This window comes from Kosakonia sp. Marseille-Q7440 (assembly GCF_965119485.1).
This window is the reverse complement of record NZ_CBCPLT010000001.1, coordinates 2855204-2867538: the sequence shown is the minus strand read 5'-3', so window position 1 is coordinate 2867538 and position 12335 is coordinate 2855204. Positions and strand designations below refer to the sequence as shown.

The 12335-nt window shown below is 58.7% G+C and carries 12 protein-coding genes; 10 read left to right on the top strand and 2 right to left on the bottom strand.

The window, feature by feature from the left end; genetic code table 11:
- The first annotated feature begins 57 nt into the window (after positions 1 to 57).
- The 4 genes from ACWPW2_RS13440 (at position 58) to fruA (ending at position 4352) form a co-directional block, all read left to right on the top strand.
- Positions 58 to 312 (top strand): YkgJ family cysteine cluster protein, encoded by a 255-nt coding sequence (locus ACWPW2_RS13440; protein WP_454123662.1) that lies wholly within the window; start codon positions 58 to 60, stop codon positions 310 to 312.
- Between the two features lie 259 nt (positions 313 to 571).
- Positions 572 to 1702, top strand: a complete 1131-nt coding sequence (fruB, locus tag ACWPW2_RS13435) for a fused PTS fructose transporter subunit IIA/HPr protein (protein WP_023479687.1) — start codon at positions 572 to 574, stop codon at positions 1700 to 1702.
- Positions 1703 to 2641 (top strand): 1-phosphofructokinase, encoded by a 939-nt coding sequence (fruK, locus tag ACWPW2_RS13430; protein ID WP_023479738.1) that lies wholly within the window; start codon positions 1703 to 1705, stop codon positions 2639 to 2641.
- Between the two features lie 16 nt (positions 2642 to 2657).
- Entirely contained in the window at positions 2658 to 4352 is a 1695-nt protein-coding gene (fruA, locus tag ACWPW2_RS13425) for a PTS fructose transporter subunit IIBC (protein ID WP_279793022.1), read from the top strand.
- A gap of 252 nt (positions 4353 to 4604) precedes the next feature.
- Here the strand turns inward: fruA and nfo are convergent, their stop codons facing one another.
- Positions 4605 to 5465, bottom strand: a complete 861-nt coding sequence (nfo, locus tag ACWPW2_RS13420) for a deoxyribonuclease IV (RefSeq protein ID WP_454123467.1) — start codon at positions 5463 to 5465, stop codon at positions 4605 to 4607.
- A 72-nt stretch (positions 5466 to 5537) separates the two neighbouring features.
- A complete protein-coding gene (locus tag ACWPW2_RS13415) occupies positions 5538 to 6587 on the bottom strand; it encodes a YeiH family putative sulfate export transporter (protein ID WP_454123465.1) in 1050 nt (349 codons plus the stop codon).
- Positions 6588 to 6689: 102 nt separating this feature from the next.
- Here ACWPW2_RS13415 and yieE point away from each other — a divergent pair, with 102 nt between their 5' ends.
- From yieE to ACWPW2_RS13385, 6 genes are all read left to right on the top strand, one after another.
- The gene (gene yieE, locus ACWPW2_RS13410) at positions 6690 to 7556 is read left to right on the top strand and encodes a DNA-binding transcriptional regulator YeiE (protein ID WP_042712342.1); all 867 of its coding nucleotides are present in this window, start codon (positions 6690 to 6692) and stop codon (positions 7554 to 7556) included.
- A 154-nt stretch (positions 7557 to 7710) separates the two neighbouring features.
- The gene (locus tag ACWPW2_RS13405; RefSeq protein ID WP_454123463.1) at positions 7711 to 8496 is read left to right on the top strand and encodes a transporter substrate-binding domain-containing protein; all 786 of its coding nucleotides are present in this window, start codon (positions 7711 to 7713) and stop codon (positions 8494 to 8496) included.
- A 3-nt stretch (positions 8497 to 8499) separates the two neighbouring features.
- A complete protein-coding gene (locus tag ACWPW2_RS13400; RefSeq protein ID WP_023479764.1) occupies positions 8500 to 9165 on the top strand; it encodes an amino acid ABC transporter permease in 666 nt (221 codons plus the stop codon).
- Positions 9165 to 9821, top strand: coding sequence for an amino acid ABC transporter permease (locus tag ACWPW2_RS13395; protein ID WP_023479714.1), 657 nt, complete (start codon positions 9165 to 9167; stop codon positions 9819 to 9821). Before ACWPW2_RS13400 ends, ACWPW2_RS13395 begins: the two co-directional genes overlap by 1 nt.
- Positions 9802 to 10539: an amino acid ABC transporter ATP-binding protein gene (locus ACWPW2_RS13390; protein ID WP_124967808.1), complete on the top strand. Its 738-nt coding sequence runs from the start codon at positions 9802 to 9804 to the stop codon at positions 10537 to 10539. Before ACWPW2_RS13395 ends, ACWPW2_RS13390 begins: the two co-directional genes overlap by 20 nt.
- Before the next feature lie 156 nt (positions 10540 to 10695).
- Positions 10696 to 12165: an amino acid permease gene (locus ACWPW2_RS13385; RefSeq protein WP_454123460.1), complete on the top strand. Its 1470-nt coding sequence runs from the start codon at positions 10696 to 10698 to the stop codon at positions 12163 to 12165.
- Positions 12166 to 12335 lie beyond the last annotated feature (170 nt).

Sequence of the window (12335 nt, the reverse complement as noted above, 5' to 3'; positions counted from 1 at the left end):
GATAGCGTGCCCCGCAACGCGCTACTTCAGCGCGTCGACGCCAATAAGAGAGCCGCTATGCACTGCCGCCCGGACTGCGGAGCCTGCTGTACTGCCCCGTCCATTACCAGCCCGATCCCCGGCATGCCCAACGGTAAACCGGCCAACACCCCCTGTGTGCAGCTTGATGGACATCAGCGCTGCAAGCTTTTTGGCTCACCGTTGCGGCCAAAAGTGTGCGCCGGGCTGCAACCGAGCCTGGAGATGTGCGGCTCAACGCGCGAACAGGCGATGACCTACCTCCTCGATCTCGAACAGCAGACCGCGCCGTAATTCCTTTCAAAGCTGAACAGGCTGAAGGCGATAAGCTGACGGCCAATTTCGCGTCAGCAAATTTCCCTTAACGGTCTGTAAAATGTGCAGTGCCTCAAAATTCTTAAATGCCAAATGAGAGATTTCTTGATCGTCGAGCAAAAAAGGTCAAGACTCCTTGAAACGTTTCAGCGTCATCGCATTGTCTCTGAACCACGGCGGTGACGTAATCTTTCTTATGTAAGCTGAAACGATTCAATTTCAGCGGGAGACGAGTCACATGTTCCAGTTATCCGTTCAGGACATCCATCCAGGCCAGCAGGCCGGTAATAAAGAAGAGGCCATCCGCCAGATCGCGGCGGCACTGACCGAAGCCGGCAACGTGGCTGAAGGCTACGTCAATGGCATGCTCGCACGCGAGCAGCAAACCTCCACCTTTCTTGGCAACGGCATCGCCATTCCGCACGGCACCACCGACACGCGCGACCAGGTGCTGAAAACCGGCGTCAAAGTGTTCCAGTTCCCGCAGGGCATTCTGTGGAGCGAAGGGCAGGTGGCTTACGTTGCCATCGGTATCGCCGCCAGTTCCGATGAGCACCTCGGCCTGCTGCGTCAGCTGACGCACGTGCTGAGTGATGACGCCGTCGCCGCGCAGCTGCAATCCGCGACCACCGCTGAAGAGCTGCGTGCATTGCTGATGGGCGAAAAGCAGAGCAGCGCGCTGAAGCTGGATAACGAAACCCTGTCGCTGGACGTCAACGCCAGCTCGCTGATGACGCTGCAGGCGCTGAACGCCGCGCGTCTTAAAGAAGCGGGCGCGGTCGACAGCGTCTACGTCACCCGTGCTATTAACGAACAGCCGCTGAACCTCGGCCAGGGCATCTGGCTGAACGACAGCGCCGAGGGCAACCTGCTGAGTGCTGTTGCCGTCAGCCGTGCCGCCACACCGTTTGAAGTGGAAGGCGAAAACGCCGCCGTGCTGGTGAGCGTCGCCATGGCCGATGAGCAACCCGTTGCTGTGCTGAAGCGCCTGAGCGATCTGCTGCTGGCGAATAAAGCTGACCGTCTGCTGAATGCCGATGCCGCCACGCTGCTGGCGCTGCTGACCAGCGACGACGCGGTCGCGGACGATCTGCTCAGCGAAGAGTTTGTCATTCGTAACGAGCACGGCCTGCATGCCCGTCCGGGCACCATGCTGGTTAACACCATTAAACAGTTCAATAGCGAAATCACTGTCACCAACCTCGATGGGTCAGGCAAACCGGCAAATGGCCGCAGCCTGATGAAAGTGGTTGCGCTGGGCGTGAAGAAAGGACACCGCCTGCGCTTTACCGCACAGGGCGAAGATGCTGAACAGGCGCTGAAAGCGATTGGCGACGCCATCGCAGCTGGCCTGGGAGAGGGAGCGTAAATGAGCAGAAGAGTCGCAACAATTACTTTAAACCCGGCCTACGATCTGGTGGGTTTCACCCCGGAAGTTGAGCGTGGCGAAGTCAACCTGGTGCGCACCACCGGGCTGCACGCCGCCGGTAAAGGGATCAACGTCGCCAAAGTGCTGAAAGATCTGGGCATCGACGTCACCGTGGGCGGTTTCCTCGGTAAAGATAACCAGGACGGTTTTCAGCAGCTGTTCAGCGAGCTGGGCATTGCCAACCGTTTCCAGGTAGTGCAGGGGCGTACGCGCATCAACGTTAAGCTGACCGAGAAAGATGGCGAAGTGACTGACTTTAACTTCTCCGGTTTCGAAGTCACCCCGGCCGACTGGGAGCGTTTCGTCGCCGACTCGCTCACCTGGCTTGGTCAGTTTGATATGGTCTGCGTCAGCGGCAGCCTGCCGTCCGGCGTCAGCCCGGAAGCCTTTACCGACTGGATGACGCGCCTGCGCAGCCAGTGCCCGTGCATCATCTTCGACAGCAGCCGTGACGCGCTGGTTGCCGGGCTGAAAGCCGCACCGTGGTTAGTGAAACCTAACCGTCGCGAGCTGGAGATCTGGGCCGGTCGTAAACTGCCGGAATTGCAGGACGTTATTGAAGCCGCTCACGCGCTTCGCGAGCAGGGGATCGCCCACGTGGTGATTTCGCTGGGCGCAGAAGGGGCGCTGTGGGTCAACGCTTCGGGTGAATGGATCGCCAAACCGCCGTCAATGGAAGTGGTAAGCACCGTTGGCGCAGGGGATTCGATGGTTGGCGGCCTGATTTACGGCCTGCTGATGCGTGAGTCCAGTGAGCACACTTTACGCCTGGCCACCGCTGTCGCTGCACTGGCGGTCAGTCAGAGTAACGTAGGGATTACCGATCGTACCCAGTTAGCCGCGATGATGGCGCGCGTTGACTTAAAACCCTTTAACTAACAGCAGGAGAGGCATAATGAAAACGCTGCTGATCATCGACGCTGAACTCGGACAGGCCCGTGCCTATATGGCAAAGACCCTGCTGGGTGCGGCGGCGCAAAAAGCGAATCTGCAATTTGTTGATAACCCAGGTGACGCGGAACTGGCGATCGTATTGGGTAGCCAGCTGCCGAACGACGCGGCGCTGGGCGGGAAGAAAGTCTGGCTGGGCGATATCAATCGCGCGGTCGCGCACCCGGAGCTGTTCCTGAGCGAAGCGAAGAACCACGCCACGCCTTACAGCGCACCGGCTGCTGCACCTGCGGCGGCAACCCCGGCCGCAGGGCCAAAACGTATTGTTGCTGTGACCGCCTGTCCGACCGGCGTTGCGCACACCTTTATGGCGGCAGAAGCCATTGAAACCGAAGCGAAAAAACGCGGCTGGTGGGTGAAGGTTGAAACGCGCGGTTCCGTGGGTGCAGGCAATGCCATCACCCCGGAAGAGGTGGCGCAGGCGGATTTAGTTATCGTCGCGGCGGATATCGAAGTTGACCTGGCGAAGTTTGCCGGCAAACCGATGTACCGCACCTCGACGGGTCTTGCACTGAAGAAAACGGTGCAGGAACTGGATAAAGCGGTGGCGGAAGCGAAGCCCTATCAGCCATCTGGCAAAGGGCAGTCTGAATCTTCAGAAGGCAAAAAAGAGAGCGCGGGCGCCTATCGTCACCTGCTGACCGGCGTCTCTTATATGCTGCCAATGGTGGTGGCGGGCGGTCTGCTGATTGCACTCTCCTTCGCCTTTGGTATTACCGCGTTTAAAGAAGAGGGGACGCTGGCGGCGGCGCTGATGAAAATTGGCGGCGGTACGGCGTTTGCGTTGATGGTGCCGGTACTGGCGGGCTTTATCGCCTTCTCGATTGCTGACCGTCCGGGTCTGACGCCGGGTCTGATCGGCGGTATGCTGGCGGTAAGCACCGGGTCTGGCTTTATCGGCGGTATCATTGCCGGTTTCCTTGCCGGTTACATTGCGAAAGCGATCAGCAAAGGCTTTAAGCTGCCGCCAAGTATGGAAGCGCTGAAACCGATTCTGATTATTCCGCTCTTCTCCAGCCTGATTGTTGGCCTGGCGATGATCTACCTTATCGGTACGCCGGTAGCGAAAATCCTCGCGGGTCTCACCTCCTGGCTGCAAACCATGGGCACGGCGAACGCCGTTCTGCTGGGCGCGATCCTCGGTGGCATGATGTGTACCGATATGGGTGGTCCGGTGAACAAAGCGGCCTACGCCTTTGGTGTCGGGCTGCTGAGTACGCAAACCTACGCACCGATGGCAGCGATTATGGCGGCCGGTATGGTGCCACCGCTGGCGATGGGTCTGGCGACGCTGGTTGCACGCAACAAGTTCGACAAAGGTCAGCGTGAAGGGGGCAAAGCGGCGCTGGTGCTGGGTCTGTGCTTTATCTCTGAAGGCGCGATTCCGTTCGCAGCACGCGATCCGATGCGTGTTATCCCGTGCTGTATTGCCGGTGGCGCGCTGACCGGTGCCATTTCGATGGCGATTGGCGCTAAACTGATGGCTCCGCACGGTGGCCTGTTCGTACTGCTGATCCCGGGTGCTATCACCCCGGTGCTTGGTTACCTGTTGGCGATCGTTGCCGGTACGCTGCTGTCGGGCCTGCTGTATGCCCTGCTGAAACGTCCGGAAACGGAGATGGCTGCGAAAGTTGCCTGAGCCGTAGAAACAGAAAAAGGCCGCTAAGCGGCCTTTTTTTATGCCCGCAAAAGGGCAGATTTGCTTTTGTAGGCCTGATAAGTAAAGCGCCATCAGGCACTGCGCCATTGCCGAACGGCGGCTGACGCCTTATCCGGCCTACGGCTCGCAGGTGATTTTGCTTTTGTAGGCCTGATAAGCAAAGCGCCATCAGGCATTGCGCCCTTGCCGGATGGCGGCTGACGCCTTATCCGGCCTACGGCTCGCAGGGAATTACCCGGCGGTGGTTTCTGCATACTGCTGCGCTTTAAGCCACGCGATCTCTTCCACCCAGATATCCGGGTTAATGGTCTCGAGGATCAGCGGAATGCCGTCGAAGCGCGTGTCGCGCATGATCCAGCGAAACGCATCGTGGCCAATATTGCCTTCGCCGAGGCTGTGATGGCGGTCAACCCGGCTGGCAAAGCCGCTTTTCGCATCATTCAGGTGCATCCCGCGCAGGTATTTGAAGCCCACCACGCGGTCGAACTCGGCAAAGGTGGCGGCGGTTGCCTCTTCGCTACGCAGATCGTAACCGGCGGCAAACGCGTGACAGGTATCAATGCAGACGCCGACGCGGGATTTATCTTCAACCCCATCGATAATCGCCGCTAAATGCTCAAAGCGAAAGCCGAGGTTGCTGCCCTGACCGGCGGTGTTTTCAATCACCGCGGTGACGCCTTCGGTCCGCGCCAGCGCAATGTTGATAGATTCCGCAATACGCGCCAGGCATTTCTCTTCCGGGATCTGTTGCAGGTGGCTGCCGGGGTGGAAATTGAGCAGCGTCAGCCCCAGTTGCTGACAGCGGGATAGCTCATCAATAAACGCCTCGCGGGATTTCTCCAGCGCCTCATCAACCGGATGACCGAGGTTAATCAGATAGCTGTCGTGGGGCAGGATTTGCGCGGGCGAATAGTTGTGCGCTTCACACGCGGCTTTAAATGCATCAATCGTTTCCGTGGTTAACGGCGCGGCGCGCCATTGACGCTGATTTTTGGTAAACAGCGCGAACGCCGTTGCGTCCAGCTCGGCGGCGCGGATGGCCGCATTTGCGACGCCGCCTGAGGCGCTAACATGCGCACCAATGAATTTCATAAACACTCCTGTAAAGACCCGCCGGGGGAAAACCGACATCATAGCGGGTCTGCAGGGCAGAGATGTAGTGCTTTATGCCATCACCGTGTGAACCAGCAGATTGATTGCGCCGCCGCCGACAATCAGCCAGATAAAGAGCAGCAGCCCCATCACCAGCGGTTTCGCTCCGGCGTTTTTCAGCGCGCTGATATGGGTGGTCACGCCAAGTGCGGCCATCGCCATTGCCAGCAGCAGCGTATCCAGGGTGTTCAGCATGTTCACCGCTGCGGGCGGCAACAGGTGAAAGGAGTTAAATACCGCCACCGCTACAAAGCCGAGGGCAAACCACGGGATCGTCACCTTGCTTTTCTCGTTACCCTCTTGCGGGCTGAGCTGTTTCACCCGCGCAGCCAGCAGCAGTAAAAAGGGAGCCAGCATCATCACGCGCAGCATTTTCGCAATTACTGCCGCATTCTCCGCCTCCGGGCTGACGGCGTGACCGGCGGCGACCACTTGCGCCACTTCATGCACCGTGGAACCAATCCAGATGCCATAGGTTTGCGGGCTGAACCACGGTGCAAGCAGCGGCCACAGCGCCGGGTAGATAAAGATCGCCAGCGTGCCGAAAATCACCACCGTGGCGATGGCGACGGTCACTTTGCTCGCCTCCGCTTTAACGACCGGCTCTGTTGCCAGCACCGCCGCCGCGCCGCAGATGCTGCTGCCTGCGCCAATCAGCCAGCTGGTTTTCTTGTCCAGCCCGAAAACTTTTTGCCCAAGAAAACAGGCCAGCATATAGGTGCTGGAGAGGGTCAGCACATCGATCAGCACGCCGCTGACGCCGACGTCAGCAATCTGGGAAAAGGTCAAACGAAAGCCATACAGGATAATGCCGAGCCGCAGCAGATGCTGTTTGGCAAACAGCACGCCGCTGTCGCAGTGGCGATGCAGCGCCGGGTAGAGCGTATTGCCCAGCACCATACCGAGCAGGATCGCCAGCGTTAACGCGCTCAGGCCGAAGCCAGCAACGGCGGGCAGGGAGCCCAGCCACAGTGCGGCCGCGGTAATCGCGCCGCTCAGCAGCAGGCCGGGCATAATGCGCCAGACGCGGGAGTGATGAGAGTGTAATGTGATGTCGGTCATAGCCTTCTCCTCTTGTTGCTGAAAAGGGTACGGCGCGCTGGCTTAAAGGTAAAATTGATTATATATTTATAATTAATCTTTATAAGTGGTAAGCGACTCCCTATGCACATAACCCTGCGCCAGCTTGAAGTGTTTGCTGAAGTGCTGAAAAGCGGCTCCACCACCCAGGCCTCCCAGCGTCTGGCGCTGTCGCAATCTGCGGTGAGCGCCGCATTGACGGATCTGGAAGGCCAGCTTGGCGTGCAGCTGTTTGATCGCGTCGGCAAACGGCTGGTGGTCAATGAACACGGGCGGCTGCTCTATCCGCGCGCGCTGGCGGCGCTGGAGCAGGCAAGCGAAATCGAACAGCTGTTTCGTGAGGCTAACGGCGCAATCCGCGTCTTCGCCAGTAGCACCATCGGTAACTACATCCTGCCGGAGGTCATCGCCCATTACCGGCGTGATTTTCCCGAGCTGCCGCTTGAGCTGAGCGTCGGCAACAGCCAGGATGTGATAACCGCCGTGGCCGATTTTCGTGTTGATATTGGGCTTATCGAAGGGCCGTGCCATGCAGCGGAGATCATCGCTGAGCCCTGGCTGGAAGATGAACTGGTGGTGTTTGCGCCGCCTTCCTCGCCGCTGTTGCAGCGGGAGGTGACGCTGGAAGCGCTTGCCGCGGCACCGTGGATCCTGCGCGAGCGCGGCTCCGGTACCCGCGAAATCGTCGACTATCTACTGCTCTCACACCTGCCGCAGTTTCAGCTAGGCATGGAGCTTGGCAATTCAGAAGCGATTAAACATGCGGTGCGCCACGGGCTTGGCATCAGCTGCCTGTCGCGCCGGGTGATTGCCGAACAGCTGGAAACCGGCACGCTGGTGGAAGTCCCGCTGCCATTACCCCGCCTGGTGCGCACCTTATGGCGGATTCATCACCGCCAGAAACATCTCTCCAGCGCGTTGACCCGTTTTATCCGCTACTGCGATATCTGATTGCACCATCAGCAGGCACCTGCACCGTTTTAGGGGTGCAGGCCTCCTCACGTTAACCCGCACTCCCGCTGAATCAGGCACTGGCTTCGTTGGCACATTAGTTGCAAAAAGTGATTCAAAGAATCTTTTGTTTCATGGGCGATGAGGTGTTGAGATGAAAAAGTGGATGATGGCGACAGCCAGTGCAGCAGTGATGATGGTCTGTTCCGCCCAGGCGCTGGCGGATCAGTTGCAGGATATTCAACAGCGCGGCGTGCTGCGCGTGGCCGTCCCGCAGGATTTCCCGCCGTTTGGCTCGGTAGGCACCGATTTGCAGCCCCAGGGCTACGATATCGACATGGCCACCTACCTGGCGAAAGGGATGAAGGTGAAGTTGCAACTGGTGCCGGTCACCAGCGCAAACCGCGTACCCTATCTACAAACCAACAAAGTCGATTTGGTGATCTCAAGCCTCGGTAAAAACGCCGAGCGTGAGCGGGTGATCGATTTCAGCCGCGCCTATGCGCCGTTCTTCCTCGGCGTCTTTGGCCCGAAAGACGCAACGCTTAGCGATGCGAAAGCCCTGAGCGGCAAAACCATCGGCGTCACCCGCGGCGCGGTGGAGGATATGGTGCTGAGTGATATCGCGCCAAAAGATGCCCAGGTGAAGCGTTATGAAGATAACAACACCACGCTCTCCGCCTATCTCTCCGGCCAGGTTGCCTTCCTCGCCACAGGCAATGTGGTCGTCGCAGCAATTGCCCGCCAGAACCCGCAAAAGGCGCCGGTGAGCAAATTTATGCTTAAGGACTCTCCCTGCTTTATCGGGCTGATGAAAAACCAGCCGGCGCTGAAGGCGGAGGTCGACAAGCTGGTCGATCAGGCGCAGAAAGAGGGCACGCTCAACAGCTTCTCGCAGAAGTGGATGCAGGCCCCGCTGCCCGCAAACTTTGGCGCATAAGCGATGACGGTGACGCTTGATTTTGCCGCGCTCTGGCCCTTCTGGCCCGAACTGCTGGCCGGATTGTGGACAACCATCACCCTGACGCTGCTGGCGACGGTGGGCGGCGTCGCGCTTGGCATCCTCGGCGCGGCGCTGCGCAGCGGCAAACCGGGTGTGCTGCGCACGCTCTGGGGGATCTATGTCGAGGTGATCCGCAACACGCCGTTTGTTGTGCAACTCTTCTTTATTGTTTTTGGGTTGCCGGGGCTGGGGCTGAAGCTCACCGCCGGGCAGGCGGCGCTGATCGCCATGCTGATTAACCTCGGCGCCTACAGCACGGAGATTATTCGTGCGGGCATTCAGGTGACGCCAAAAGGGCAGTGGGAAGCGGCGCGCGTACTCGGCCTGACAAAAGTCCAGACCTTCCTGCGCGTGGTGCTGCCGCCCGCGCTGGCGCGGATCTACCCGGCGCTGGTCAGCCAGTGCGTGATGGTGATGCTCGGCTCGTCGGTGGTGTCGCAGGTCTCTTATGAGGAGCTGACGTTTATGGCGAACCTCATTCAGTCGCGCACCTTCTTAAGTTTTGAAGTCTATTTCGTCACCACGCTGATTTACCTCGCGCTCTCGCTGCTGATGCGCCAGGCGCTGCTGGCGATTGGGCGCAAATGGTTAGGGAGCAGAGCATGATGAGTACTTTTACCGACTGGGATATTGTGCGCAACCTGCTGCTGGCCGCCCGCTGGACGGTGCTGCTCTCGCTGATTGCCTTTTTCTGCGGCACGCTGGTCACCCTGCCGCTGCTGATGGTGCGCCTTGGCCGCTGGCGCTGGCCGCAGCGTTTTGTCAGCGCCTATGCCGCGCTGTTTCAGGGCACGCCGTTGCTGATGCAGCTGTTCCTCGCCTTTTTTGGCCTCGGGCTGTTCGGTATTGATGTCAGCGCCTGGACCGCCGCCACGCTTGCTTTAACCCTTTTTACCAGCGCCTTTCTGCTCGATATCTGGTACGGGTCGATCCGCGCCCTGCCAAAAGGGCAGTGGGAAGCCAGCCGCTGTCTCGGGCTGAGCTTTGGTCAGACGCTGTTTCGCGTTATCGCCCCGCAGGCGATCCGCATTGCCATTGCGCCGACGGTGGGCTTTTCCGTGCAGGTGGTGAAGGGCACGGCGCTGGCCTCCATCATCGGCTTTGTCGAACTAACCAAGGCGGGCACCATGCTGAACAACGTCACCTTTGCGCCGTTTAAAGTCTTTGGCCTCGTCGCCGCAGGCTACTTCCTGCTGTGTTATCCGCTGTCGCGCTACAGCCGTTATCTGGAGAAAAAGTTCCATGCCGCTCATCACCATTAATGATGTTCAGAAATATTATGGCGACAACCATGTGCTGAAGGGCGTAAGCCTGGATATTGAGATGGGCGAAGTGGTGTCGATTATCGGGCGCAGCGGCTCGGGCAAAAGCACCCTGTTGCGCTGCATGAACGGGCTGGAGGGCTACCAGGATGGCAGCATCAAACTCGGCGGCATGACGGTGACCGACCGTGAATCCCAGGCGCGGGAGATCAGCCGATCCGTCGGGATGGTGTTTCAGAGCTTCAACCTCTTTCCCCACATGACGGCGCTGGAAAATGTGATGCTGGCGCCGCGCCGGGTGCTGAAAATGCCGGCTGAAGCCTGCCGCGAGCTGGCGGTGGAGATGCTGGAGAAAGTCGGGCTTGGCGATCGCATCGATTATGCGCCGTCGAGCCTCTCCGGCGGTCAGCAGCAGCGCGTTGCCATTGCCCGCGCGCTGGCGATGAAGCCGAAAGTTTTACTCTGCGATGAGATCACCTCCGCGCTCGATCCCGAGCTGGTCGGCGAGGTGCTGCGGGTGCTGGAGAAGCTTGCCGCAGAAGGGATGACGCTGATTCTGGTCACCCATGAGATGAATTTCGCCCGTGAAGTGGGCGATCGGGTGGTGTTTATGCATCAGGGCAAAGTATGGGAGCAGGGGGCGAGTAAAACCTTCTTCAGCCAGCCGCGCACACCTGAGTTACAGCAGTTTATCGCCTCGGTGCGCGGTCTCGCCTGACAGCGCGTTTTCGCCTCGCAACATCCTCCATTCACTGCTTTACTTATAATTCGCGGCCAATTATGAAGGTCTCTAATAAGAGACCTTTTCCACCGGAAGGGCCGCGTTTCGTCTGCTACAATCGCGCCTCATTTTTTGGATGGATAGCTTTTTCTTATGGTTTCCGAAACAAAAACCACAGAAGCGACCACGCTTCGTCGTGCACTGAAAGCGCGTCATCTGACGATGATCGCAATTGGCGGCTCCATCGGGACCGGTCTGTTCGTCGCCTCCGGGGCGACCATCTCCTCAGCGGGGCCGGGCGGCGCGCTGCTCTCCTATATGCTGATTGGCCTGATGGTCTATTTCCTGATGACCAGCCTTGGCGAACTTGCCGCCTTTATGCCGGTTTCCGGCTCCTTTTCGACCTACGGGCAGAAATATGTGGAAGAGGGCTTCGGCTTCGCCCTCGGCTGGAACTACTGGTACAACTGGGCGGTGACCATCGCCGTTGACCTTGTCGCTTCCCAACTGGTGATGACCTGGTGGTTCCCGGATACGCCGGGCTGGATCTGGAGCGCGCTCTTCCTGGCGGTGATCTTCCTGCTTAACTACATCTCGGTGAAAGGCTTTGGCGAAGCGGAATACTGGTTTTCGCTGATCAAAGTGACCACTGTGATCATCTTTATCATCGTCGGCGTGATGATGATTGTCGGCATTTTCCAGGGCGAAAAACCGGCGGGCTGGAGCAACTGGAGCATCGGCGACGCGCCGTTTGCCGGCGGTTTCTCGGCGATGATTGGCGTGGCGATGATTGTTGGCTTCTCCTTCCAGGGCACCGAGCTTATCGGTATTGCGGCTGGTGAATCCGAAGATCCGGAGAAGAACATTCCGCGCGCGGTGCGTCAGGTCTTCTGGCGAATCCTGCTTTTTTACGTCTTCGCGATTCTGATTATCAGCCTGATCATTCCCTATACCGATCCAAGCCTGCTGCGTAACGACGTGAAAGATATCAGCGTCAGCCCGTTCACGCTGGTGTTCCAACATGCTGGCCTGCTTTCGGCGGCGGCGGTGATGAATGCGGTGATCCTGACGGCGGTACTTTCGGCGGGTAACTCGGGCATGTATGCGTCGACCCGTATGCTCTACACGCTGGCCTGCGACGGTAAAGCACCGCGCATCTTCTCTAAGCTGTCGAAAGGCGGCGTGCCGCGCAATGCGCTCTATGCCACTACGGTGATTGCCGGTCTCTGCTTCCTGACCTCGATGTTTGGCAACCAGACCGTTTACCTGTGGCTGCTCAACACCTCCGGCATGACGGGCTTTATTGCCTGGCTGGGGATTGCCATCAGCCACTACCGTTTCCGCCGCGGTTATGTTGCGCAGGGCCACTCGCTGGATAACCTGCCGTACCGCTCCGGCTTCTTCCCGATTGGGCCGATCTTCGCCTTTGTGCTCTGCCTGATCATCACGCTTGGGCAGAACTATCAGGCCTTCCTCGAAGACTCTATCGACTGGGGCGCGGTGACGGCGACCTATATCGGCATTCCGCTCTTTTTGGTGATCTGGCTGGGCTACAAGTTCAGCAAAGGAACGCGCTTTGTGCGCTACAGCGAGATGGAATTCCCGGAACGCTTTACCAAATAATTGCCCGCTTGACGCCCTCTGCTCGGAGGGCGTTTTTTTATCCCTCTCTCCCGCTTTTTCCCTTCCACTCTTTACATAACTTTAAGTTCTCGAAATTGATAATCATTCTCGTTTACATTAAGGTAAGCGGCTGAAAATAAAGGGAACCCGGCGGGATTGATGCGCCTGAT